Raw genomic sequence first — 26,559 nt, forward strand, 5'->3', positions numbered from 1 at the left:
TAACTTTGCCATAATACAAGCGGTAGTTGTGTTATTGAGCGCATGATAACGGCAGATAAAGGGGACTTTTGGGTGGATACAGAGCAAAAACAGATTTCTGAAAACACCGATCACCCCATGCCTGCCGAAACACCATCGCTGCAAATCGCACTACAGGAAGCCGTAAATGCAAGCCTGTGGGAAAACAGTGTTCCCGTTCTTGAAGAACTTGCTTTCGACAACAAAACGGACGTTGAATACCCTGCCGTAGAAATTACCATCAGCAGTGAGCCTCCGTTTCTTACGCCACGCTCATGGATGTTGCAGCAGGTTCGCCCCCAAGAACTGCGCGTGCTGAATGATCGTGACATCACGCTTGATGGGGCATTGCTTTCCGCCCAAACAGAGGCTTCCAAAGCTGTCGTAACAGTTACCGCACGTGCCGGAGAGCAGGAATTAACCAAAACCACCCGCGATGTGCGCGTGTTGGCCCGTAATGAATGGGGCGGCTTATGTGGCATTCCTGATATTCTTGCAGCATTTGTTTTGCCGAATGACCCGGCAATAGCCCGTATTCTGCGCAATGCAGCCGATATTTTGCAGCAGGCCGGGCAAGTTGCCTCGCTGGAAGGATATCAGGGCGATAAAACCAGAGTATGGGCACAGGCTCAGGCTATCTGGTGTGCTATTTGTGGGCTGAACATCACTTACATCAACCCTCCCGCATCGTTTGTGGAACATGGGCAACGCATTCGCCTACCCTCTCAGGTGTATGAAGAACGGCTGGCCACTTGCCTGGATACCACCGTTCTTTTTGCCGCCTGCCTTGAGGCCATTGGCCTGCGCCCATTGATTGTTCTTACCAAAGGGCATGCATTTGCAGGCTTCTGGCTTTCTCAGCAGGATGCAGGTGCATCCGTTGTTCAGGATCTGCCGGGCATACGCAACCGCCTGAAACTTGATGATCTGCGCGTTTTTGAAACAACGCTTGTAACGGCTGCCCGCAAACCCAGCTTTGCAATTGCCTGTGAGCGCGGAGAGGCCCACCTGCGCGATATCGGCGATGATGACGAAGACGCATTCCGTGAAATTATTGATGTGCATCGCGCACGTCTTCGCCGCATCCGTCCTCTTTCTACACCAGGTTTGCGCACAGATACGGCGCTTGATGAAACCTCGGAAGATACTTCCGAGCAGCCGCTTTTTGAGGCACCTCCGGCCCTGCGTGAGGAACGGGAAGAAGAACTGTTACCGGATCGCCCCGCTGATCGCGTTCAGCGCTGGTGCAATCGTCTTCTGGATATGTCAGCGCGTAACCGCCTGCTTAATTTGCCGAAGTCTGACCGTCAGCAAATTGAGATTGAGTGCCCAGAGCCTGCCACGCTGGAAGATATGCTGGCAGACATGCGCGCAGGCGGTAACGCTAAACCTTTACGCTTTATTTCTGCGCCAGACCTGATGGATGAGGATGATCCGCGCAACAAATTCCTTCATCAAGACCGGCATCAGGAGGATGCCGCACGCGCCTATGCCATAGAGGCGCTTGCACGGCGCGAAATTGTTGTACCGCGCAAGAAAGAAAACCTCCAGAACGCCCTTATCGAGATTTATCGCCAAGCCAGAGCTGCGGAGCAGGAAGGCGGCACAAACGTGCTCTTTCTGACCATAGGAGCTTTGGCGTGGACACCAGAGGACAAAAGCAAGCCTTATCTTGCGCCACTTATTCTTGTTCCGGTTATTCTGGAACGCGCCAGCATTAAATCTCCCTTTACGTTACGTGCGCACAGTGATGAAACCCGCATAAACACAACACTTTTGGAAATGCTGCGTGCGGATTATGATATCCGCATCCCCCTGCTGGAACATGAAAACCTTCCTGAAGATGGTTCAGGGTTGGATGTGCCAAAAATTATCGAAGCATTCCGGCTTCATCTGCGCCACATTCCAGGATGGGAAATTCGTGAACATGTTAGTCTGACCACATTAAGTTTCTCAAAGTTCTTGATGTGGAAAGATCTTCTTGAACGGCGAGACAAGCTGGCTACCAATGATGTTGCAAGCCGTCTGTTAAATGGTGTTCAAGAACCCGAGCAAGATGGTGCTACACCTTCCAATAGGTTTGATGCTTCTCAGGATCTCGATACGGCGTTAGCTGAAGCTGATCTTGTCTGCCCAATGGAAGCTGATTCCTCACAGCTCAAAGCCGTGGCACGGGCTGCTGCGGGCGAAAACTTTGTGCTGATCGGCCCACCAGGCACAGGTAAAAGCCAGACTATTGGCAACATTATTGCCAATACGCTAGCGCAAGGCCGCACCGTATTGTTTGTGGCCGAAAAACGCACAGCGCTGGAGGTTGTACGTAATCGGCTGGCAAAGCTGGGTATTGCCGAGTTCTGTCTGGATCTGTTCTCACCCAAAGCCAGTAAAATGGGTGTGCTCCAGCAATTCCAGACAGCCCAGGCCGCGTTGGAAGATTTTCAGCAGGAAGAATACGCACACACAAAACAAACACTTGATGCGCTGCGGCTTGAACTGAATGCTTATGTTCACGCGCTCCATGCCCCACGCCGAAATGGTTGGACGCCGTACCGAGGTATTGGCATCACATTACGTGCGCAGGAAGAAAAAATCGTACGCATCCCCCTTGTATGGCGCGATGCTGATGCACATTCAAAAACAGATTACGACAACCTAGTGCAGGCGGCCGAAGACCTGGCCACACTCTATGCCCGCATTGGCGATATTGTTGTATCTCCCCAATTAGCAGGCCTTGAGCAGACGGAATGGTCCCCTCTGTGGGAGGCTCGGTTGCTGGAGACAGTCAAAGCAACGCTGGCAGCTTTGGGGGAACTCCGCAACGCGGCTCATGATGTGGTCAAGGCGCTTGCATTGGGGGCAGATAATTTATCATTTATCCGCCTCGGGCAGATTGATGCGCTATGCGCACATTTATTACAGCCCCATGCTGCCGGTTGGGCGTTTGGAGATGCCGCGCAGGACATTTGCAGCCAAGTGCTCGCAGAAAAAGAGCAGGTTGCCAAACATCGCACCCTTACTGAAGACCTGAATACACGCTGGAAAGAAAGCGTTGATACGCTTCCAGTATCTGACATTCTTGCTGAATGGCGCACGGCAAAAGAAAAATGGCTGATAGCACGTTCCATGGGGCAAAAAGCCATCCGCAAGCGGTTAAATGACCATGCCACAGCCATGCCGGAAGATTGCGAAAGTGATCTGGAAAAGCTGGTGGAACGCCAGACCATTGCCAGTAAACTGGAAGAAGCACCACACAAGGCACATATCGGTGCCCTATGGCGCGGACTTGAGACTGATTTCGACCAGGTAAACCTTGTTTTTGAATGGGGACAGCAGGCCAGAAACCATCTTGGCGGATGTATGGCAGACACCTCTGCCCTCCTCTCTGCCCGCGCCCATCTTAAAACCTTGCTCACCGAAGGGCAGGATCTGCTGGCACCGGGAGGCAGCGTTCATACTGCACTCACGCAGTATCGGGCTGCCTTCTCAGCACTGCAAACAACCCTGAAAACGCTTGCTGAGTGTAGTGCCAGTAATATCAGCGCTCTGGTAAACTCCAAGGCTCCTGATTGGCTTAACGAGGTTAGTGAAAAACTACAAAGCTGGAAAAATTCTGCACGTGAATTGCGGGACTGGTGCGCATGGCAACGCGCCTGCCACCATGCAGCACAACTGGGCTTAACGCCTTTGGTGACCGCAATAGAGCAAGGTCTGGTTGCGCAGGAAGATGTGCTTTCTGTTTTTGAAGCAAATTACGCCCGTTGGTGGACCATGCATGCCGTAAGTGATTCCGCACTGTTAAGCGGTTTTGTGGCTGCAACGCATGAAGGGCGTATCCTGCGTTTTCGTGAACTTGATGAGAAACTGAAAAACCTAGCCGTAAGGTTGATACGTGCACGCTTGGCAGGACAAATTCCCGGGGAAGCCACGCGGCAGCATGACCCTGAATACAAGGTATTAACGCGCGAAATTGCAAAAAAGACCCGTCATCTCCCGGTGCGTCAACTGGCTGAAAAAATGCCTCACGCCCTGCGCACGTTAACCCCCTGCCTGATGATGAGCCCTCTTTCTGTGGCACAATATCTGCCAGCCGATGCTGAGCCTTTTGATCTGGTAATTTTTGATGAGGCCTCTCAGATTGCAACATGGGATGCCATTGGCGCTATTGGCCGAGGAAAACAGGTTATTGTGGTGGGAGACCCCAAACAGCTTCCGCCAACAGACTTCTTTATAGCAGGCAAGGCTGCGGAGGATGCAGCCATATCCGATGAAATGACTGACCTTGATTCCATTCTGGATGAATGCCTTGGTGCAGGTATTCCTGCCATTAGTCTGGAATGGCATTATCGTAGCCGGCATGAAAGCCTGATCGCCTTCTCTAACCAGACATATTATAGCGGCAACCTCGTCACCTTCCCCTCACCTGTCACATCCGATCAGGCGGTATCATTCCGTTTCGTGCCCAAAGGCATTTATGAACCCGGACGTAACGGCTCCCATACCAACCCTGTAGAAGCACGTATGGTGGTTGCCGAGGCGGTAAAGATCATGCGGGATGGGCGGGAACGTTCCGTTGGTATTGTTACCTTTAATAGTGAACAGCAAAAACTGATTGTCGATCTGCTGGAAGCAGAAGTGCGCAAAGACCCAAGCCTTGAAAGATTTACGGGCGATGCCGCCCCAGAACCTCTGCTTGTAAAAAATCTGGAGAATATTCAGGGTGAAGAGCGCGATGTTATGCTGTTCTCCCTGACTTATGGCCCTGATGTTGCGGGCAAGATTTCCATGAACTTCGGGCCGCTTAACCGGGAAGGCGGTGAACGGCGCCTGAATGTTGCTATCACTCGTGCCAGAGAACAGTTGATTGTGTTCGGCTCACTCCGAGGCGACCAGATTGCAATTGAGCGCACGCGCGCCGCAGGTGTGCGTGATTTGCGCCGCTTCCTGCTCTTTGCTGAACGTGGCGCAACAGCACTGGCTGGTGCGCATGAAGGTTCTGTTGGTGGTTATGACAGTGTATTCGAAATTGAAGTTGCTTCTATGCTGCGTGCCAAGGGGTGGGATGTCATAACGCAAGTAGGTGTATCCGGCTTTCGTATTGATCTGGGTGTGGTGGATCCCGATCTGCCCACCACATTTTTAGCGGGCATTGAATGTGACGGAGCGACCTATCACCGAAGCGCTACTGCGCGTGATCGGGATAGGCTTCGGCAGGCCGTGCTTGAAAACCTTGGCTGGAACATCCTGCGCATCTGGTCCACAGACTGGTGGACCAATGCACCGCGTGAAGTGGAACGGGTTGACCGTGCCCTGAACGCGTTTTTGGAAGAAGCACGCAAAAAACGGGCAGAACAGGCAGAACATGATGCGGCAATGGCAGCTGCAAGCCTAAGCGAGACTTCCCCCGAAATAGAGGAAATTCCTGCCAATTCTGTCGCTACATCTCACGCGGAAAACCCACCATCCGATGCGTTGGCACTAGCTGCGCCACCATCTGAACCACTTTACGCCAAGGCTCCTACTGAAAGCGTTACACTCACGCCTTCAAAACCGGTGATTGATCCTTCCCGCTTTCATCAGGAAGATTATCTGCCCACATTAACGCAACTCATTCACCAGATTGTGGATGAGGCAGGCGTTATACGTGAAGATGTGCTTATCCAGACACTCTCGCGCGATCATGGCTTTGCCCGCGTGGGCAGAGAGATACGTGAGCGCATTCAACGTGCAGTTCCGTCCTCACTTGGTCGTACGGAAGAAAGTGTGGGTGTATTCCTGTGGTCAGAACGCCTGCCTGTTGCGCCACGCTTACCTCTGTCTTCTTTCTCTTCAGAAAAAAGCATAGATCCTACCAAAGTCCCGCTGCCTGCTCTGGTGGATCTTGCCTGCCGCGCTATCGCCATTGATTGCCCTGATGATGAAGCCATTACGCGTATGCGCGATGCATGCGGTATGAGCCGTATGGGGCAAGCAACACGCACCCGATTTGCTGAGGCTTTGCAAGCCGCGCGGCTGATGAATGATAATCAGACCGAAGTATTATCCTGAAAATATCAACAGGCATTGCAAGAATGAAGGTGTGTGACTGAGCACCTTCATTCTCTCTCTTAATTGGCCATGACAGCATAAAAAAACCAAAGCGTTTGTATGAACATACGCTCCGGCCAGAAATCAGCATGGCTAAGTTATTGACAGATATATTCGCGTCATAAATGTTGTATTTTATGACGAACCCATAGAAATGGTGAAATATATATTCCATGTCAATTGATCTACAGACCGCGCACAGTGCCATTGATGCTGCTACGCATCTCAAGCAACAGTTTGCCACACGTGCCGCGCATCATGATCGTACTGGAATTTTTGCGCAGGAAAATATTGAAGATCTTCGTCAGGCAGGGCTGCTGTCTTTACGTCTATCTACACCTGCGCGCCCTACGCCATTCACACTAACAGTTGTGCAGGACATTGTTGGGCAGATTGCTCAGGGTGATGCTTCTACAGCACTGGTTATGGTCAATCATTATATGGTACGCGCTGCCATTGCGCATCATCAATTCGGTTCAGATGAGGTCGCCCGCTGGATAGAGGATGAACAGCATGATCAACTGCTGAATATCCTTTTGGCAGAACCAGACCTAGGATCTACATCTCGTGGTGGATTACCAGGCACAGTCGCCACCCGCACGGAAACCGGATGGGTTTTAACAGGACGAAAAGCCTATGTAACGGGCATTCCCGGTTTATCGTGGCTTCTGGTACGCGCCCGCACAGATGAGACCCCAGCACAAGTTGGCACCTTTATTGTTCCTGCCAAGGCAGATGGCATTGCTGTTCTTGAAAACTGGGACCACATCGGCATGCGGGCCAGCAATAGCCATGAGGTCATGTTTACCGAGGTTACCTTGCCCCTCGATGCAGCACTGGAATTACACGCGCCTGATGCACCACCAATCGGGCGTAATACTCTTGTTTTATGGAATACAGGCCTGTTGGGGGCTTTGTATAATGGCATTGCGACCGCCGCATTGGCGTGGTTTTGTGACTTCCTGAAAAACCGCGTTCCATCCAATTTGGGAGCACCACTGGCAACACTGCCTTCAATGCGCGATGCTGTTGGCGGATTTACCATTACATTGCACATGAACGCCATGTTGCTGCACCTTTACGCAGCAGATGTAGAGGCAGAGCATTCTCCCCAGCAACTAAAGGCACATGCAGCAGTTATAAAAACGCGTGTTGTAGATGCCGCTGCGGATTTTACATCTGCTCTCCTTGGTTTGGCTGGTAATGCCGGACTATCTGCTCACAATCCATTAGAGCGTGCCCATCGCGATGCGCTCTGTGGGCGTATTCACGCACCTCATGCTGAATTACTTCGGCGGATCGCAGGCCAGCAGGCTCTTTCATAAACTCGCAATCATTCTTGCTACTGGAAAAACCAATACTCTTTCCTTTTGAAGGAAGATGGAGCTCTTCAAAATGAACCGACATGAATGTGTTAATATTGTCTGCTCATTTTTGTTGTTCATGATATAGAATCTTAACCATGACACATATCCCCGAAAAAAATGATTGTCCCGACATAACAAGGCGTACGGTGATTGTAGCAGGCGCAATGGCCGGCAGTATGGCTTTGGGTGGCAAAGCCCGCGCCAGCGGCCTTTCTGACACGTGGCAAAATGGGGTCTGGCTCAACAAGCCCCATCAAAGCGTGATCACGGCCGATACACTTGAGATGACAACGGACAAAGGTTCCGATTTCTGGCGTGAGACCTTTTATGGGTTCACCCGTGATAGTGGCCATTTTTACGGCATCCATGCACCATCACGCTTTACCGCACAGCTGCGTATCCGTGCGGAATATGAGAAGCTGTATGATCAAGCCGGGCTTATGGTGCGGATTGATGAAAAACACTGGGTAAAGGCCGGTATAGAGCTTTCTGATGGGCGCGCAATGCTCAGCAGTGTTCTTACAGATGGCTGTTCAGACTGGGCAACGGCCCCTTATGAAGGCGATCCAAAAGACTTTTGGATTCGAGCTACCGTAGCCGATGGTGTGTTAAGGCTTCAGGTCTCTGGTGATGGCAAGCTTTGGCCTCTGGTGCGCTTGGCCCCCTTCCCCACGGCCACGTCTTACCTGGTTGGCCCGATGTGTTGTACGCCCGAGCGTGAAGGCCTTAAAGTGCGTTTTTCTGACTGGCACCTCAGCGCGCCACTCGGTAAAGCTTTGCATGATCTGACATAATGGCGCACCGAAGCGAAAAACAGAAAATGTTGGCTGGCGATCTGTATATCGCCAGCGATCCTGAATTGCAGCAGGACATGGCGCAATGCGCTGAATGGCTGGTCCGATATAATAATCGTAAGGGATCTCTGACTGAACAACTGGGAGATATTGGAGAAAACGTCTGTATCCGCCCTCTTTTTCATTGTGATTACGGCTATAATATTTTTCTAGGCGACAATATCTTTCTGAACTTTAACTGCATCATACTTGATGTGATGCCTGTTAGGATTGGAAGCGGCACGCAAATTGGCCCCGGTGTTCAGATCCTGACGGCAGACCATCCGCGGGATCCTGAACTACGTCAAAAAATGCTGGAGTTTGGCCAGTCTATTACCATCGGGAAAAATGTCTGGATTGGCGGCGGAGCTATTATCTTGCCCGGGGTTATGATTGAGGATAACGCCATTATTGGGGCTGGCAGTGTTGTTACGCATAACGTGCCTTCTGGTGTAACCGTGGCAGGCAACCCGGCACGCCCCTTACGCAGGATTGCTACATAAACAAAATACTTAATTTCACTTTTACTTACATCATAAGATTAATATTTGGTTCGGTTTGCCAAGCTGCAAACATCTACACTTTTTTGAGGTGTAACCCTCATAGAATGCTGGTGTTCAAGAAATCTATTGATGAACTGCTCTGTCGATAATGGAGTAGCCATTTAAAGCCAAATATTCTGATATCTCCTTATAAAGACGTATATTTTCCGCCATGCCTCAGCCGAAAACATAAGGAAATTCCACGTCATCTTCCATCATGACATTGTACATGTACAATTATTTATGGATTTAGCTGAACGGGATAAAAATGTTGCATTTCCGCAACGCAATGCAAAATATACGGCCCTGATATGTTTTTTTATATCGTTTCTTAAACGTAATAGTTTACGGCTGTGAAAGCAATAACGCTTCATCAGTGGGACATGAAACATGCGATTAGCCAGACGCTTTTCCCTTCTTGCCACCACACTCTGCACCGTTTTGCCTTCACTTTCAGTTGCAGAAACAACCGAAACAACAGCTACACACCGTAAAGTTTCACATCAGCATGCTGGGAGTGTAGCTGGTAAATCAGTTGCTCAAACTACAGCTCCCCCGGCAGCAACAGCCAGCCATAAAAAAAATAATACAAAAGCTCTATATGCTACGGATGTAGAAACCGTAAATGTTTCAACCGGCACCCATTCAACCAACCGCAAGGCACGGCAGAGCACATCTCCCGTTACAGTTGTATCGGCCGCAACTTTGCGCCGTTCAGGGCAGGTCAACTTAGCAGATTCATTGGTCCGCACTTATGCTTCCATTAACGTGCAGGCTATGGCGGCAGATAGTGCAGCCCTTACGTCCTCCATTCAGATGCGAGGGCTTAACCCGAACGAAGTGCTGGTACTGGTTGATGGCAAACGCCGTCATTCAACCGCAAATATTGTTGCCGATGCCGGACCGCAGTTTGGTTCAACCGGCGTTGATCTGAACATGATTCCGGCAAATGCTATTGATCATATTGAAGTATTAGAAGATGGCGCAGCCGCCATGTACGGTTCGGATGCCATTGCGGGTGTTGTGAATATTATTACAAAAAAGGAAGATCACGGCCTGCATATGTCTGCCCAGACAGGCGCCAATGCTTATAATGGTGATGGCTGGCAGTACCAATTAAATGCAGATGGTGGCCTGAAGCTGGGTGAAGATGGATACATCCATATATCCGGCCAGATCACACACACAGATCATTACGTTGTAAAAACAAAAGATCATCGCCTTTTAGGGTCATGGCCTGAAGGGGCAACAACAACGGGCTATTATAATGGTATCGTGCCCAACGCCATGAATGTGCCATTGGATTCCAATAAGATCATGAGCACACCAGAGGAAACACGGGAAAACCTTGCCATTGATTTTGGCAAGAAAATTACCGATGGCATCAACTTTTATGGTTTGATCACCTACGCGCATCGCTATGGCGAAGCCTACGAAAACTATCGTATTCCAACCATAGCCCCCTCTTATTATCCTTATGGCTTCTCACCTCTCGAAACCATTCGGGAAGATGACTACGCGGCAACCCTTGGCCTTAAAGGTGATAACTTTTTCGGTTTTGATTGGGATCTGAGCACCACTTATGGTGCAGATGAAACTAAAATTGGCAATAAAAATACAGCCAATACGGGTATGCTGTCTTCTGATTGTTCTTCAGATCCAACATCTTCCAACTACTCATCCCTTGGTTGTGGCTGGACCCCAACAACAGTTCGAGCTGAAACATACAGGTTGGCACAGTGGACCAATAATCTGGACTTTCGGCGGCACTTTAATATTGCCCAGAAAGTTCCCATGCTGCTGGCATTTGGCGGTGAACACCGGCTGGAAACATATGATCTAAAAGCTGGCAATGCCGCATCCTATATTCTGGGAGGAACACAAGGTTACGCCGGTATTGGGCCACAAAGCGCAGGCAGCTGGAGCCGTGATATCTGGGCCGCTTATGTAGATGGTGATTTCCACCCGCTTAAAAACTGGGATCTGGATTTTGCTGGGCGTTTCGAGCACTATACAGACGTTGGAAATACCGAAAACGGCAAGGTTTCTACGCGGTATGATATAACCCGACGCATTGGTGTGCGCGGAACCATCAGCACCGGTTTTCGTGCTCCTACCCTGCCAGAGCAGCATTATTCCGCTATGAACGTGGATCCAAACGGAGCATCCGGCCTGTTGCCGGTTGATTCCGAAGCAGCCCGCACTCTGGGGGCTAGCAAACTCAAGCCGGAACGTTCTGTCAGTGCCAGTGGTGGCATTGTTGTTGAACCTGTTGAAGGGTTCCATGTTGAAGCAGATGTTTATCAGATCAACCTGCGAGACCGTATTGTGGGCGGTGGCACGGTTAAAGGCGCATCGGCCATTTCGGCCATTGAACAACTTGGTTATCTGCTACCTTCCAATGGTCTGATTGCAGACAACGTATCTGCATATTACATGACCAATGGTGCCAGCACGCGTACTCAAGGGCTGGATATCAAAGCAGACTATACGTTCCGTTTTCGTAAAGCAGGCACTCTGGCTTTAACGCTGGCGCTAGATCTCAATCGCACGCGCCTGCACCACAATGCTCTGGATACAAATGGCAATTCCTTGCTGAATGCACAGAATATTGCCTACATCACGACTGCCTACCCACGTAGTAAAATTATTCTGAACGCATTTTACCATTACAAAAACTGGGACTTTAACGTACGAGAAACCCGGTATGGTGAAACAACCTCCATGCTGACCTATTACGACTGGCAGAACCAGAACACGCCCTGCTCTGGAGGTGGAAATCTGGCTTACTCCAACACGTGCTTTAGCCAGTTTAAAAACACACCACGTTGGATGACCGATATTGAAATTGGTTACCGCTTTAACAAAAACTGGCACATGGCTGTTGGCGTCAACAATATTGCCAATGTCCGGCCCCGTATTGTTGCGCAGATCAATAATTCGCGCGGTGCACAACCATATGACCAGTTCTCACTGCAGGTACCAATCACAGGTGCCTACTACTATGGTCGCCTGAACGCAGATTTCTAAAATAAGTAATGCAGAGCGTTTAATTTTAAACGTTCTGCATTTTTACCGGTTCTTTTTGTAAGGGACCATGAGTAAAAAGCAGGAATACTCAATGGCAAGTCCATCACGCACCCCTTCGCAAACACGGCGGCAACTGTTGAGCCGCATTGGCATGGTAGCAGGAAGCGCTGCACTTTATCAGGCCATGACCAGCATGGGTCATGCCATGGGAACAGATTTTTCCGGCCCGCCCAAACTATCAGGGACAAAAAAAGGAACATCAGTTCTGGTTCTGGGGGCTGGCCTTGCAGGTATGTTGAGCGCCTACGAACTACGAAAGGCAGGATACAATGTTAAAATCCTTGAATTTCAATCACGTAGTGGTGGTCGTAATATCAGCCTGCGTGGGGGAGATACAGTAACAGAACTGGGGGGCGCAACGCAAAAAGTTGGTTTTGCTTCAGGAAATTATATTAATCCAGGCCCGTGGCGTATTCCCTACCACCATCAAGGACTTTTGCACTACTGCCGCGAATTTGGTGTGCAGCTTGAACCATTTATTGAGCTCAATCATAACAGCTGGCTCCATTCAACGGGCTCTTTTGGTGGCAAAGCTGTGCGCTACCGGGAATTGGCGGCTGATTTTAATGGATTTACGGCAGAACTGCTGGCCAAGGCAGTAGATCAACACAAGCTGGATGATCTAGTTAGCACGGATGAGGTTGCCCACCTTAAAGAGGCCATGCGTGGCTGGGGCGCCCTTACACCTGAATTGGCTTATACTAAGGGGAATACCAGCTCCTTACGCCGTGGGTTTGAAAAACCGCAGGGTGGTGGCTTGAATGGTGCCCCGGTTCCCTCTGATCTGATGCAGCGAAACGAAATTTGGAAATCCGGCATGTGGAACTGGATGGCATTCCATGAGCGGCTGGATATGCAGACAACCATGTTCCAACCTGTTGGGGGCATGGATAATATTGGCAAGGCATTTACCAAGCAGGTGCGGGATTTACTGCAACTTCAATGCAAGGTTACAGCCATTCATCAAGACGTTAATGGCGTTACTGTAACCTATAACGATATGCAGCACGCTGGTGCAGTAAGGCAAGCCAAGGCTGATTATTGTGTATGCACCATCCCTCTTTCCATTCTGTCACAACTGGATGTGCAGGTAAGTGCTGGTATGAAAGCAGCCATAGGTGCTGTGCCTTACGCATCTTCCGTCAAGCTTGGTCTGGAGTTCAAACGGCGTTTTTGGGAGGAAGATGACCAGATTTACGGCGGTATCAGCTTTACCGATCAACCAATCAGCCAGATTTCCTATCCAAGCCACGGTATTTTTTCCAAAGGACCAGCCGTGCTGTTAGGAGGATATATGTTTGGCCCAGCAGCATATGACTTTGCTGGCATGACACCACAAGAAAGACTGGAAGAAGGCATAAAACAGGGGCTGGCCTTTCATCCACAATACCGCAAGGAATTCCTTAATGGCGTGAGTTTTGCCTGGAGCCGCGTACCTTGGACATTGGGGTGCTGTTCTATGTGGAGTGAAGAAGCCCGCAAAACCCATTACAAAACCCTATGTTCGATTGACCAGAGGATTGTTCTGGCCGGAGAACACGCCTCTTACGTAGGATGCTGGCAAGAAGGGGCTATTCTTTCCGCGTTGGATGCCGTCACACGTTTGCACAAACGAGCACTGGGAGCCGCCTGATGCGTAAATTTCTTCTTGTTTCGGCTCTGGTGAGCATTCTTGTGCCTAGTGGTTGGGCTCGGGCAGATAGTGCAAGCGCTATATCCGGCAAAATGGAAGACTTACCATCAGGTGAGGCTATTTACCGGCATATCTGCCAGAGTTGCCATATGCCTGATGGACAGGGTGCCGTTGGAGCCGGGGCGCAAATTCCTGCCTTGGCGCATAATTCCCATTTACAGGTTGCAAGCTACCCTGCCACGGTTATCCTTAACGGTTACGGAGCCATGCCTTGGTTTGCGGGCTTGTTAAATGACAAACAAATTGCGGATGTGGTGGATTATATTCGCACGCATTTTGGCAATAATTACAAAGATAAACTTAAACCGTCGGAAGTGGCACTCATGCGCCCTCACCTGACTGCAGAGGAGCAATAAGTTCATGCGTTTCTTCAAATTATTCGGGGTTTCAACCTTACTTGCGACAACAATTTTTGTAGCAATGGGATCAGCGGCACCAGCATATGCTCAGAGCGATATTATACGGTATAACGAGGCGACTTTTCCTATTGCATCTGCAATTGAAGTGCCAGCCGGATATTCCACTATTTATCTGAGCGGTATGGGCGCTCCTGTAATCAACCCTCAAGCACCTGCAAAATCTCTGGAAGCCTACGGTAACATGGCAGCCCAAACGGAAGGCTCACTTAAACGAATAGAGGAAACACTCAAAGGCATGGGGCTAACCATGGGCAATATCGTGCAGATGCATATTTTTATGGTAGCCGATGCCCAAACCAAGAAACTGGATTTTGCAGGAATGATGGATGGTTACAAAAAATTCTTTGGCACAAAAGCACAACCTAACTTACCTGTGCGTTCAGCTTTTGCCGTAGCGCAGCTTGCTAATCCCGGATGGTTGATTGAAATTGAAGTTGTGGCCGTAAGACCAGCCCATCATTAAATCAGATTAGTGTATCGGGTATGGGCAAGATCTAGATGTCTCGAAATCTTGCCCTGCCCTCACACTTTAGGGATGGAAGGCCGAAGCGGTATCTGTTGCAACCGCATCATCTAAATCATCCGTTGCACCACTTACGCCCACAGCACCAATAAGGTATTGGCCACTCATAACAGGAGCAGACCCTGGCACAGCAGTAATGCCTGGCAATGTTGTTAAAAATGCCTGATTTTGACTGACACGCTCAGCAAGAACTTTTCCTCGTGAATGATATAGTGCTGCTGTGCGTGCTTTCTTGATGGCAGTTTCATCAGTTCCGGATTGAGAATCATCCATCCGGGTAAATGCAAGCAGCCTGCCCGATCCATCAACAACAGCAATGCTTACCTTCATGCCACGTTGTTTGGCTTCTGCCTCAGCTGCGTTAAGCAGGCTTTTTGCACCAGCATTACTCAGCACATCACGCGTGAGTATCTTGCTGTCATCTGCATGTGCCACGGTTACTGTAGACAAGCATGCCAAAATGGCCAATGGCCCCAAATATGCACGTTTCATCTGATATCTTATCCTAAAGCTGTTTTAACAACTTGTATTTTCAGGAAGACGCATTAACGAAAATTCTTGGCTGTATCGACAACAAGAGCCTGTTCTGCTTCATTGGTATCGCCACTTGTACCAATGCTGCCAACTACAGTATCGCCCTGTTTAAAGACCGCACCGCCAGCAGATGGCAAAATGCCAGGAACAAAACCAATAGGAAGATTTTGTGCACGCGCTGCTTCAAAAAATTCCATAGTATTGCGTGCAAATCGTGCAGCCGATTTAGCTTTGGCAATCGAAGCTTCTACGCATCCGGCATATGCTCCCTGCATACGGATAAAAGCAACAAGATTGCCATCTGTATCTTCAATTGCAACGCATAGCTTAAGGTGTCGGCTTTCAGCCAAACCAACTGCATAATGCGCCATATCCAACGCTGCTTCTGTTGTAATATTAAGCTGCGGTGCTGTGGATGCAGATTGAGCAAACGCAGTAGATGCACACAACGCAGTAGATGCAAACGCTGCAAGTATCTTTTTCATTGCCAAGGGTACCTTATTGGAAGTGTTATTATTGACCCATCGTGACGTTTATTATCCCCAGCAAAATACCAAAGAATGTAAACGCCTTTCACCACATAACTTGACATGAGAATCATCATATCGAGTAATAATTTACAACAGTATAAATAATAAATGTAATATTTATTTTCTTATTCACATATATTTGATTATTATAATGTAGTTTATTATATTTTTATTTCACTATATTACATGCATGTCCTGTGTAATAGTTTCCAAAATATCTCTTTCTGATGGTAACGTGTAGCCAGTTCATTTTTCGGCCGTCACATAATCTGGTCGAGTTGACACACAAAATGGTCTCAGAAATTGCGGCATCCAGCCGTGCGCGATAAGCCATCCATCAATGGAGAACTTCCCTGCCCCTGCAATAACAAAACTTGCAAAAAATACGATCATGAGCATTGGATATTCCCAACCACCAACTGGTAGATTATTCCACGTAAATCCATCTTCAAAATGCCGACCGTACTGATTGGCAATAATATAATAAAGCGCAGCACCAATACCGGCCAACCGAGTAAGAAACCCCATACCAACGCCAATGGCTATTGCTAGCTCACACAAGCCCGCAACAATTACACAAAAACCTCCAGAGGATAGGCCAAAACCAATAAAAACCTGAGACATATGATGAAAAGACTCTGTTCCTGCAAAAAGCTTTTCTGCAAAATGCCCTACCATATCAAAACCAAAATAGATGCGTATTGTTGCAACTTGCCACTGCAGATGACCATTCCATCCAGAGAGACGATACTGCATCCAGTCATGCATCATGCAGTCAATATAAAGCGCCAGATAGATTAAAAACACGATTGTGGAACTTGCCATACCTGGAAACGAACCATGTATGGCAGCAACACGCCAACTGATTATGAAAGGCAGCAAGGAGGCTAAAAAACCAATTACAAAATTTTTGGGCATAACAGAAACAGCTATGCCTAATGCAATAAAGTCCAGTCCTATTGTGGATAAGCGCGCAAAATCAGGAATAACTGGCACAATAAAAGATGAATAAGCCATTGCGCAGATAGAAACAGCCAGCGCTGCCCATAAAAGCCATAAAGGCACGTAACGCGGTCTTAGTGCAGCAAAGGAGGGAACCAATACATTTGGTTTCATAGACATGAGTATTCTTCTTCTAAAAGATGCCAAAACCAAAACACTTGTATGGAAGTTCAATGACAACCACACAAAACTCATTACATATTTAAAAGTTTGCTCTTTGTGAAAATTTACCCATTTCTTTTCCTTTATATTGTGTAGGATTATGTATCCCTAATACTTATAAAGTTACATGAGCGTTTATCCCCAATATTGCAGCATTCTTTACACGCCCAGAGCCTCCTGGGCGCCAAAAATACTGAAAATCTGGAGCAATATCGATGCCTTCACCAACATGAACGTTGTAAGTCGCATCAAATATTGATTCCCGGCTTGCCAAAAGTGGTCTATCCGGCGCGAGTGGATCTAGCAGAATTGCGCCATGTTCGGGTTGCCATATGGATTTAATATTGGGCCCATATCGTAATGCAGACCATGTTAACCCCAATGCATCACGCGGGCGGCCAGCAAACTGACCAACATCCTCAATCCCTACGTAAGCTTGGTCTGAAATAACTGATATTCCAGAAGTAACATGCGTATAACCACCTAGAATGATAAGCCCACTATCTGAATATTGGCCATTCCGCATAAGCATCTGGTCAAAGGCAATGTAGCTAATCATCTGTCCATGCCGCCAACGAGTTGGCGCATCTGTGTCTACTTCATTGTAAGCGTGCCGCGAGGTATCCCACAACATGCCGATCTTATAGTGACCATTAAGCTTATGAGCGCCAAATACCGGTTCATACCCGCCACCAATCGCCAGCGTAGCACCGGTTATATGATCTCCTCCCCAATCCGTGCCGGCTGTTCCACCTTTGAGCGGGCTGGTTTCATACGCACCTAATGTAATATAGGTCGGCTTAGTTGGCCTCACGCGCAGAACCATAGACCAGACTGTTCCGGGCCAAGAGGAATATCCGTCTGTTAACGTGGTGGCACGGGGCTGACTACATGTTGCTTGCCCCATCACCAAACATTGCAACGGGCTGGAATCAAAGTCTGGTCCTGGCGCATAACGGCCTGCAGTCAGAATGATCCTTTCATGCAACCATTTTTTTTGTGCATAAAAATATACAAGGTGTATGAGCACATTGCCGCCCCCACCATAAATCTGTTGAGGGTTCACCACCCCATCCTGCAGTGCATCTGTTGAAAGCCTTCTACCGTGACGTTGCACCGCCGTGATTGTGGTGGTGAAATCTGGAATATTCAGTATCTTTTCCCAGTCAAAATCTACTTCAATGGCAACCTGCCCGGCAAAATCCTGTGCTTTGCGCGTGCCGCCTGAAATGTTGCCAGCAAATTCCGACCAGTCATCTAGCAGAATATCGACCCCCTTTTTTGAGAGCGATTTACGCCACTCCCCAACCTCGCCACCCAAGAGATGCGTTGTGGGCGGTGGCGGCGGGTAATAGGAATCAGGCGGGATCGCATTAAGAATTTCTGGCCGAGCGCCAGGACCAGTGCTTGTTGACTGGCCCCATGCCTGAGCAGCAGGAAGCAGCATCACAGCTATAAAAACTGCAATGAACGGAAAGTGCCGCATAACACACGGCCTATTCCAGATAAGAAGAAAAAGGAAACATACCGAAACCTCATTTATTTTTCTTGTTTTCGATTTCTTTATTGTTTTTAAAGAGGGCAGACCTAGCCATCTTTTACGGGCTGTTTGCGTCCGCTTTGTTAACCTGTTGTTATCTTAACCATGCGTGGGCATGGAAAATTCTGCGCCTGTGCGAATTCCTGTCGGCCAGCGCTGTGTAACAGCCTTCATACGCGTAAAAAAGCGCACGCCTTCAGGACCATGCATATGGTGATCCCCAAACAGGGAGTCCTTCCATCCACCAAAAGAATGAAATGCCATGGGCACCGGAATTGGCACGTTAATGCCAACCATTCCTGCCGAGACACGATGCGTAAAGGAACGAGCACTGTCACCATCGCGCGTAAAAATGGCCGTACCATTGCCATATGGACTGTCATTGACCAGCTTAAGAGCCGTTTCAAAATCTGGCGCACGCATTACGCACAATACCGGGCCGAAAATCTCCTCCCGGTAGATATCCATTTCCGTTGTCACATTATCAAAGAGTGTTCCACCAAGGAAAAAGCCATTTTCATAGCCTTTCACCACCTGTTCACGCCCATCAACAACCAATGTTGCCCCTTGCTCCACACCCCTATCAATGAGTTGTCGGATTTTGTTCCGATGCTGCGCCGTGACAACCGGCCCCATCTCGCTACTTTCATCGGTGCCAACGCCAATGCGCAGCGCCTTTGCGCGTTCTGCAATCATTGTAACCAACGTATCGGCTACCGGACCAACAGCTACAGCCACAGAAATGGCCATACAGCGCTCCCCAGCTGATCCATAAGCCGCACCAATCAAGGCATCGACAGTTTTCTCAATATCGCAATCAGGCATGATGATTGCATGGTTTTTTGCCCCACCCAGAGCCTGCACACGCTTGCCTGCTGCTGTGCCTGTTGCATACACATGCTTTGCAATAGGCGTTGATCCAACAAAACTAACGGCGGAAATTGCAGGATGCTCAAGAATGGCGTTGACCATATCTTTGTCACCATGCACAACCTGCAACACACCATCTGGCAGCCCCGCCTCCTTGAAGATGTCTGCAAGTAGAACAGATGCTGATGGATCGCGCTCGGAAGGCTTCAAAATAAAGCAATTTCCTGTCGCAATGGCCATGGGCGCCATCCATAAAGGCACCATAACCGGAAAATTAAAGGGCGTAATACCTGCGGCAATGCCCAGTGGTTGGCGCATGGTCCACGCATCTATGCCCCGGCTTACTTGCTCGGTATATTCCCCCTTAAGAAGTTCTGGAATGCCTGTAGCAAACTCTACAACTTCCAGGCCGCGTATTACTTCTCCCTTTGCATCAGAACGCACCTTCCCGTGCTCCGCAGTAATAATGGCGGCAAGCTCATCTTGATGAGCCTCAATCAAATCACGCGCTTTAAACAGAATTCTTGCACGAGTAAGCGGCGGTGTTTCAGCCCACCCCGGAAAAGCCTTCTGTGCGGCAGAAATGGCGGCTTCCAGATCATCAGCGTTACCCAGTGCAACCTGATTTGCTACTTCTCCTGTTGCCGGATTAAAAACATCAAACCGCTGCGTTCCATGACCTTCTGTGTGATGTCCCGCAATAACATGAGGAATAGTAGGCATTCTTACCTCCAGTTTTTAATAAGTATTCGTGTAAAAGAAAAAGTATGAACAAACTTTCAGGCAAATAACGTTAGTAAGAAGTCTGTCCTTTGTGCTGGATCTCCAGCATTTTTTCTCTGCGGTTGCAGTTGATTGGGGTTAATAAATGACAGGTTCTGGCACAGGAGCACCAAAATCTGTCTGAAGAAAATCGAAGTCACACCCTTCATTCGCTTGTCGCATGTGATGGGCTGCCATCCAGCCATAGCCGCGCTCATAACGCGGTTTGGGTGGCTTCCAACTGGCACGGCGATGAGCCAGTTCTTCATCTGAAACATCCATGGAAATCGAACGGCGTTCGACATCAATGCTAATGATGTCCCCCGTTTTTAAAAGCGCTAACGGACCACCAATGTAACTTTCTGGAGCAATGTGCAGCACACAAGCTCCGTAACTGGTTCCGCTCATCCGAGCATCCGAGAGGCGCAACATGTCACGCACACCTTGTTTGATCAGTTTTTTAGGGATCGGCAACATGCCCCATTCCGGCATTCCCGGCCCACCTAAAGGGCCCGCATTACGCAGCACCAGAACATGGTCTGGGGTGACATCCAGCGTTTCATCTTCAATCGCTTTTTTCATTGTAGGATAATCATCAAAAACCAATGCTGGTCCACTGTGTTTATGAAACTTTGGATCACAGCACGCAGGTTTCATAACACACCCATCTGGCGCAAGATTCCCACGCAGAACTGTCAGCGCTCCGCCTTCTTTTCCGGTAAACACCGGATTGTTGATCGGGCGGATGACATCATCATTATAAACCGCCATATTTCCGATATTTTCACCAATCGTCTTGCCAGTTACAGTAAGGCAAGAGAGCGTTAGAAAATCGGAAATACGGTTCATCAATGCGGCAAGACCCCCCGCATAATAGAAATCTTCCATCAGATAGGTCTGACCAGTTGGCCGTACATTTGCCAAAACCGGCACAGTCCGACTGGCTTGGTCGAAGTCATCCAAACCGAGATCAACCCCCGCCCGCCGTGCCATGGCAATAAGGTGGATGATGGCATTTGTTGAACACCCCATGGCCATAGCAACGGCAATAGCATTTAAAAATGCTGGTTTTGTCTGAATTTTTGATGGCCTCAGGTCTTCTTTTACCATATCGACAATACGCCGCCCGGAACTCTTGGCCATACGAATATGGTTGGAATCCACGGCCGGTATTGAACTCGCACCTGGTAATGAGAGACCTATGGCTTCAGCAATTGCCGTCATGGTGCTTGCGGTGCCCATTGTCATGCACGTACCGGCACTGCGCGCAATACCCTCTTCAACACCTTGCCAGTCTTCCTGGGTAATAGTGCCAGCTCTCAGCTCATCCCAGTATTTCCAGGAATCTGCGCCAGAACCCAGCACTTTTCCATGCCAATTTCCCCGCAACATCGGGCCGGCTGGTACATAAATTGCTGGAATATCCATACTTGTTGCGCCAAGCAGAAGGCCGGGGGTTGTTTTATCGCACCCCCCCATCAACACGGCCCCATCTACCGGGTATGCGCGCAGCAGTTCCTCTGCCTCCATGGCCAACATATTCCGGTACAACATGGTTGTGGGTTTCATGAAGTTTTCGGATAATGAGATAGCTGGAAGTTCCAGGGGAAATCCTCCGGCCTCCAATATACCGCGCTTTAAGTCCTCGGCACGTTGTCTGAAATGCATATGGCAGGGGTTGATATCAGACCAGGTATTGAGAATGGCAATAACGGGCTTTCCTTCCCAATCTTTCGAATCATACCCCATTTGCATTGCCCGTGAACGATGCCCAAAACTGCGCAAATCGGCCGGACCGAACCACCTCTCACTTCTAAGCTTACGCTTTTCGGGGGCATCTATGGCCACATCCGGCTGAGTTCCGGCATCTTTCGTCATTCCATTACTCTCCTTGCACACCGTCCCCAGAACAGAGAAAGGATGTTTGTGCCTTCAGTTAGGACGTGACAGACGAAGAGTGTCCAACTTAGATACAGCATTGATTGAGATAGGATTGATATTGATGCTTCAGCTCACTCAGGTACGTTGTTTTGTAGCCGTTGCAGAAGAACTTCATTTTGGGCGAGCTGCCGCACGCCTGAATATGACGCAGCCTCCCCTTAGCAGGCAGATCCAACTGCTTGAACATACGCTTGGTGTAGGTTTGTTAGAGCGCACCAGCCGCAATGTGCGCCTTACTCAAGCAGGGATAGTCTTTCTTCCCGAAGCAAGGCGCCTGCTCCGCAGTGCAGAAGACGCAATGCTCACAGCTCGCCGCGCTGGACGCGGAGCATTGGGGCAAATTGCCATTGGTTTTACGCCATCCAGCAGCTACGACTTCCTGCCACGGCTGATTTCTGCCCTTCAGAATGAGTACCCCGATATCGAACTGATTCTGGAAGAAATGATTACGCGAGATCAAATTACTGCGCTGGCATCAAACCGCATTGATCTGGCCTTTGTACGCCCCCCCTTTGGGGCTACAGACGTAACATTTCAACCCGTTCGGTACGAACGGATTGTAGCGGCTTTGCCCGCTCATCACCCACTAGCACACCGTATGGCCATCACATCTACGGATCTGGAAGGACAGGATCTGATTATGTATTCTGTGCTAGGTGGCGGTTATTTTCACGATCTTGTGCAACGGTTACTTGTGAGCGCAAACATCCAGCCACGGCTTATACACCGTCTAACACAGATTCACGCGCTTCTTTCCATGGTGAAAACTGGAGTGGGTATGGCATTGATTCCCGAATCCGCAGCGCGGCTTGGTATCGAAAATGTTATCTGCCGTCCTCTGGCATTTGGAGATGATATTCAGGCCGAGCTTTACATGGCCCATCGCACACAGGACAACAGCCCACTTTTATCCAGTGTGATGGCTGTTGTGAGCAGAATTACAAAAGATGCGGTGCCTGTTTTTCCCCGCAATTTATAACCTATCTGCGGCATAAACCTGGCGTTGTCAGAGCTAATAATGCGCATCCTGCATCAATCCATACGAAGTTTAATTTTGACGTAAATACATATCGTGCGTTCCCTGTTTTCAGAAAGATCGCGTGAAGTCGACCGATAACGCGCATTGAAGGAGAAAACAGGGTGATCAGAACAAGAGAGCCAACAAGCTCCGCTATCACGCATGCTACGGCACCACCCGAAACATCCCGCGTAGGAGAGCGGAGTGCCGTTCGCTATAGTGTTCTTGCCTTTCTGTTCGTTATTACCGCGATCAATTACGGTGATCGTGCTACATTAGGGATTGCAGGCACCAATATCTCGCAAGATCTTGGCCTAACTCCCATTTCAATGGGATACATTTTTTCCGCCTTTGGATGGGCCTATGTTCTCAACCAAATTCCGGGCGGTTGGCTTCTGGACCGTTATGGTTCCATTCGCGTTTATGGGTTCAGTCTCTTTGCGTGGTCAGTCTGTACGTTGGCCATAGCTGGTGTTTCCTATATTCCCTACACTCTTATTTTCCCGACACTTTTCCTATTATGGGCCACTCTTGGGCTTGTGGAGGCCCCTACTTTCCCGGCCAATAGCCGTATTGTATCAAGCTGGTTCCCAACCTCAGAACGTGGTCTGGCCACTTCCATTTTCAATTCGGCGCAGTATGTAGCGGTTGCATTCTTTGCTCCACTTATGGGCTGGGTTACCCAAACTTTCGGTTGGCAATACATTTTTAGCCTAATGGGCGCTTTAGGCATGATACTGGCCATTCTATGGCTGATCAAAATGTATCCTCCCGCCCAACACCCCGGTGTGAATGCTGCTGAGCTTACGTATATGCGCGCTGGTGGAGCACTTGTAGATATTGATGACCGCGCTACTCGGGCCAAGCAAACCCTTACTGGCCAACAAATTCGTTTCATGCTTACCAACAGAACACTCTTGGGTGTTTATGGTGGTCAGTACTGCATTACGGCTCTTCTGTATTTCTTCCTGACATGGTTTCCCCTGTATCTGCATCAATCCCGCGGCTTCTCTCTTACTGCAACCGGGTTTGCTGCCAGTGTTCCTGCGTTATGCGGCCTTGTAGGCGCAATTTTTGGGGGCGCGCTATCTGATAAGCTACTGCGTGCAGGACATTCCGAAAATGTTGCCCGCAAAACCCCTTACATACTTGGTATGGCCACTGCATCAACCATTTGTCTTTGTAACTTTATTCAGTCTGGGTGGCTTATTGTCGCCGTGATGTCCATTGCCTTCTTCGGAAAAGGAATTGCGGCCATTGGTTGGGCTGTTATTTCCGATATTGCCCCTAAAGAAACCCCCGGTCTGGCGGCGGGCATTTTCAATGGCGTTGGAAATATTGCAGGTATCGTAACACCAATCGTAATTGGATACATTGTAGCGTGGACCAAATCTTATGATGGCGCGCTTCTTTTTGTGGCGGCACACTGCATTGTGGCAATTGTGCTCTACCTCTTCGTTGTCGGAAAAATAAGAAGGCTCTCACTTCCTTCCTAAAACGCTGTTCTCTCGTGAAATTCTAAAAACAATAAAAAGAAGAGACCAACATGATCAGCAACATCACTCTCTCAAATCATGCTTTTTCTCGGAGACATGCTCTCAAAAGTCTTGCTGGGGGCATTGCGTTAAGCAGTATTGGCACAATCGGCATTTCACGTGCTGTGGCTGCAAATCTTCCCCCGCATTTACACGCAACTGTTATTGCATCTTCCCCGCGTTATCTGTGTAACGCCATTGCTGCAACACAAAATGGCACAGTATTTTTGGGGGCTCCACGATGGGAAGGCATGAATGATACCCCCGGTGTCTTTCGTGTATCTTCCAATGGAACACTTCAACCTTTTCCTGGAGGAACATGGAACCAGTGGAAGCAGGGTGCTGATCCAGCCAATGCTTTCATTATGATAAACGGCCTGCATATTTTCAGTGATGATACCTTGTGGGTGGTTGATCAAGGTATAGACCCCTCTACAGGCAGCACAGTAGATGGCGGCCAAAAGCTGGTTCAGCTTGACCCGAAAACCGGCAAAGTGCTGCAGATTTTGCGTTGGGGGAAAGATATTCTGCCTACTGGCGCGGCAATGAATGATTTGCGCATTGCTGGAGATCTGATGTTCATCACAGATTCCGGTTTAGGTGGCATTATTATTTATAATATGCGCAGCGGAAAAACGGTAAGGCGGCTTTCTGAGCATCCATTATTACGGGCAACATACAGTAAACCCATGATCGGACGTGACGGCCATGTGTTCCGTGACAAGAATGGCAAGCGTCCTCTTGTTCATTCGGATATGTTGGAAATTACAGCAGACCGTAAATGGTTTTACTTCTCCACTCCTATCGGGCCGCTACGCCGTATTCCCACCTCGGCCCTTTTGGATGATAGTCAAACAGATGCTCAGCGCGCTGCGCAAATTGAAACAGTTATCGATATGCCAACCATGATGGGCACGGCGATTGATACACTGAACAATTTCTATTTTGCCGATGCAGAGCAAGGGCAAATTATTGTTTTGACACCAGAGAAAAAGAAACTTGTGTTGTTTGAAGATTCTCGGTTGGTTGATGGTGATGCGCTATTTATTACCGCCGATCGCAAAATGCTGGTGCCTATTCCTCAAACCGAACGGCTGCCTACAAATAATGCAGGTGTAAACGCTTTAAAACCACCTTTTATCAGCCTTTCTTTTCCTCTTCCTGAAACACTGCAAGGTCATCGTCTAGGTGACGTTGTGAGTGGCCTTTAAAGGCATCAGAAAATTTAGAAAACAAACACTTTACCAAGACATTCCTAAAAAATTGTTTTCATCAGTGAAATGGTGAAAGCACAAAAACTCTGCTGCGTTGTGAATGGTAAGAAAAACCAGAGAGGACGATAGTAATGAGACGCCGTGATGCTTTAAAGGGGGGGCTGGTGTTGTTAGCAACAAGCACGCTGGCCTCTATTTATAAACCTGCTTATTCAAAAACACTTGTGGGAGGAAGTGGCGGCTGGAAAGCACAGCCCCCGCCCCCATTATCCGTGGTTGATTCCAGCAAGTTGGTTTATCTTACACCAGATGAGGCAAAGCTGGTTGGGGCAGTATTTGATGTTCTTATACCTGCTGATGAACTTGGTATAGGCGCCACCGAAGCCGGATGTGTGACATTTCTTGATCATCAACTTGCAGGCCCCTATGGTTCAGCCGCAAAGGATTACAAGCTGGGGCCCGTTGTGGAAGGTCTGCCGCAACAAGGGCCACAAAGCATTGCAACACCAGCAGAAATCTATCGGAAGGGCTTGGCAGAACTCAATAACGTCAGCCAGAAAAAATTTGGTCATCCCTTTCTGAATCTAACAGAAGAACAAAAAGTCGCATTTCTTGAGGGAATGGAAGACGGAACGATTGATTTTGAAACCGTCAAAACCAAAGATTTCTTTACCCTTCTACTTCAAAACGTACGTGAGGGGTACCTGGCCGACCCAATGTATGGTGGTAATCGCGATATGGTTGGATGGAAGCTTATAGGGTTTCCTGGTGCAGTTTATGATTACCGTGACTGGATTGTCTCCAAACGCGGTCAAAAGATTGATGTGCAACCCGTTAGTCTTTTGCGGACTGGGTAATAACTCCACACCGATCTGCTGCCTG

18 protein-coding genes are annotated in these 26,559 nt (G+C 48.8%); 12 read left to right on the plus strand and 6 right to left on the minus strand.

Annotated elements, in window-relative coordinates; all coding sequences use genetic code 11:
• Nucleotides 1–42 precede the first annotated feature (42 nt).
• From EOV40_RS06255 to EOV40_RS06290, 8 genes are all read left to right on the plus strand, one after another.
• Nucleotides 43–6,063 carry a DUF3320 domain-containing protein gene (locus EOV40_RS06255; RefSeq protein WP_128105359.1) on the plus strand — a complete coding sequence of 2,007 codons (6,021 nt, stop codon included), beginning with the start codon at nt 43–45 and terminating at the stop codon, nt 6,061–6,063.
• A 212-nt stretch (nt 6,064–6,275) separates the two neighbouring features.
• Nucleotides 6,276–7,427 (plus strand): acyl-CoA dehydrogenase family protein, encoded by a 1,152-nt coding sequence (locus EOV40_RS06260; protein WP_128105360.1) that lies wholly within the window; start codon nt 6,276–6,278, stop codon nt 7,425–7,427.
• 137 nt (nt 7,428–7,564) lie between these two features.
• A complete protein-coding gene (locus tag EOV40_RS06265) occupies nt 7,565–8,263 on the plus strand; it encodes a DUF1349 domain-containing protein (RefSeq protein WP_244297019.1) in 699 nt (232 codons plus the stop codon).
• Nucleotides 8,260–8,805 carry a sugar O-acetyltransferase gene (locus tag EOV40_RS06270; protein WP_128105362.1) on the plus strand — a complete coding sequence of 182 codons (546 nt, stop codon included), beginning with the start codon at nt 8,260–8,262 and terminating at the stop codon, nt 8,803–8,805. The genes EOV40_RS06265 and EOV40_RS06270 overlap by 4 nt, the downstream gene beginning before the upstream one ends.
• Before the next feature lie 429 nt (nt 8,806–9,234).
• Nucleotides 9,235–11,874, plus strand: coding sequence for a TonB-dependent receptor plug domain-containing protein (locus EOV40_RS06275; protein ID WP_050819847.1), 2,640 nt, complete (start codon nt 9,235–9,237; stop codon nt 11,872–11,874).
• A gap of 91 nt (nt 11,875–11,965) precedes the next feature.
• A complete protein-coding gene (locus tag EOV40_RS06280; protein WP_128105363.1) occupies nt 11,966–13,567 on the plus strand; it encodes a flavin monoamine oxidase family protein in 1,602 nt (533 codons plus the stop codon).
• Entirely contained in the window at nt 13,567–13,983 is a 417-nt protein-coding gene (locus tag EOV40_RS06285; RefSeq protein ID WP_128105364.1) for a c-type cytochrome, read from the plus strand. The genes EOV40_RS06280 and EOV40_RS06285 overlap by 1 nt, the downstream gene beginning before the upstream one ends.
• Nucleotides 13,984–13,987: 4 nt before the next feature.
• Nucleotides 13,988–14,509, plus strand: coding sequence for a RidA family protein (locus tag EOV40_RS06290; RefSeq protein ID WP_244297020.1), 522 nt, complete (start codon nt 13,988–13,990; stop codon nt 14,507–14,509).
• A 66-nt stretch (nt 14,510–14,575) separates the two neighbouring features.
• On the opposite strand, the gene EOV40_RS06295 is transcribed toward EOV40_RS06290, so the two are convergent.
• From EOV40_RS06295 to araD, 6 genes are all read right to left on the minus strand, one after another.
• Entirely contained in the window at nt 14,576–15,061 is a 486-nt protein-coding gene (locus tag EOV40_RS06295) for a GlcG/HbpS family heme-binding protein (RefSeq protein ID WP_128105365.1), read from the minus strand.
• A 53-nt stretch (nt 15,062–15,114) separates the two neighbouring features.
• Nucleotides 15,115–15,588: a GlcG/HbpS family heme-binding protein gene (locus EOV40_RS06300; protein ID WP_128105366.1), complete on the minus strand. Its 474-nt coding sequence runs from the start codon at nt 15,586–15,588 to the stop codon at nt 15,115–15,117.
• 291 nt (nt 15,589–15,879) lie between these two features.
• Nucleotides 15,880–16,755, minus strand: coding sequence for a DoxX family protein (locus EOV40_RS06305; RefSeq protein WP_128105367.1), 876 nt, complete (start codon nt 16,753–16,755; stop codon nt 15,880–15,882).
• Between the two features lie 157 nt (nt 16,756–16,912).
• On the minus strand, nt 16,913–18,283 hold the full coding sequence (locus tag EOV40_RS06310) for a carbohydrate porin (RefSeq protein WP_128105368.1): 1,371 nt from the start codon (nt 18,281–18,283) through the stop codon (nt 16,913–16,915).
• Nucleotides 18,284–18,436: 153 nt separating this feature from the next.
• A complete protein-coding gene (locus tag EOV40_RS06315) occupies nt 18,437–19,930 on the minus strand; it encodes a CoA-acylating methylmalonate-semialdehyde dehydrogenase (RefSeq protein WP_128105369.1) in 1,494 nt (497 codons plus the stop codon).
• 138 nt (nt 19,931–20,068) lie between these two features.
• Nucleotides 20,069–21,847, minus strand: coding sequence for an L-arabinonate dehydratase (gene araD / locus EOV40_RS06320; protein ID WP_128105370.1), 1,779 nt, complete (start codon nt 21,845–21,847; stop codon nt 20,069–20,071).
• 124 nt (nt 21,848–21,971) lie between these two features.
• Between araD and EOV40_RS06325 the strand changes: the two genes are divergently transcribed.
• From EOV40_RS06325 to EOV40_RS06340, 4 genes are all read left to right on the plus strand, one after another.
• Nucleotides 21,972–22,889, plus strand: a complete 918-nt coding sequence (locus EOV40_RS06325) for a LysR family transcriptional regulator (protein WP_128105371.1) — start codon at nt 21,972–21,974, stop codon at nt 22,887–22,889.
• A 161-nt stretch (nt 22,890–23,050) separates the two neighbouring features.
• Nucleotides 23,051–24,424, plus strand: a complete 1,374-nt coding sequence (locus EOV40_RS06330) for an MFS transporter (RefSeq protein ID WP_456304290.1) — start codon at nt 23,051–23,053, stop codon at nt 24,422–24,424.
• 50 nt (nt 24,425–24,474) lie between these two features.
• On the plus strand, nt 24,475–25,674 hold the full coding sequence (locus EOV40_RS06335; protein WP_128105372.1) for an SMP-30/gluconolactonase/LRE family protein: 1,200 nt from the start codon (nt 24,475–24,477) through the stop codon (nt 25,672–25,674).
• Between the two features lie 275 nt (nt 25,675–25,949).
• Nucleotides 25,950–26,534 carry a gluconate 2-dehydrogenase subunit 3 family protein gene (locus EOV40_RS06340; protein ID WP_244297021.1) on the plus strand — a complete coding sequence of 195 codons (585 nt, stop codon included), beginning with the start codon at nt 25,950–25,952 and terminating at the stop codon, nt 26,532–26,534.
• Nucleotides 26,535–26,559: the final 25 nt, after the last annotated feature.

Origin of the sequence: Acetobacter oryzoeni (genome assembly GCF_004014775.2) — a bacterium.
Taxonomy (GTDB): Bacteria; Pseudomonadota; Alphaproteobacteria; order Acetobacterales; family Acetobacteraceae; genus Acetobacter; species Acetobacter oryzoeni.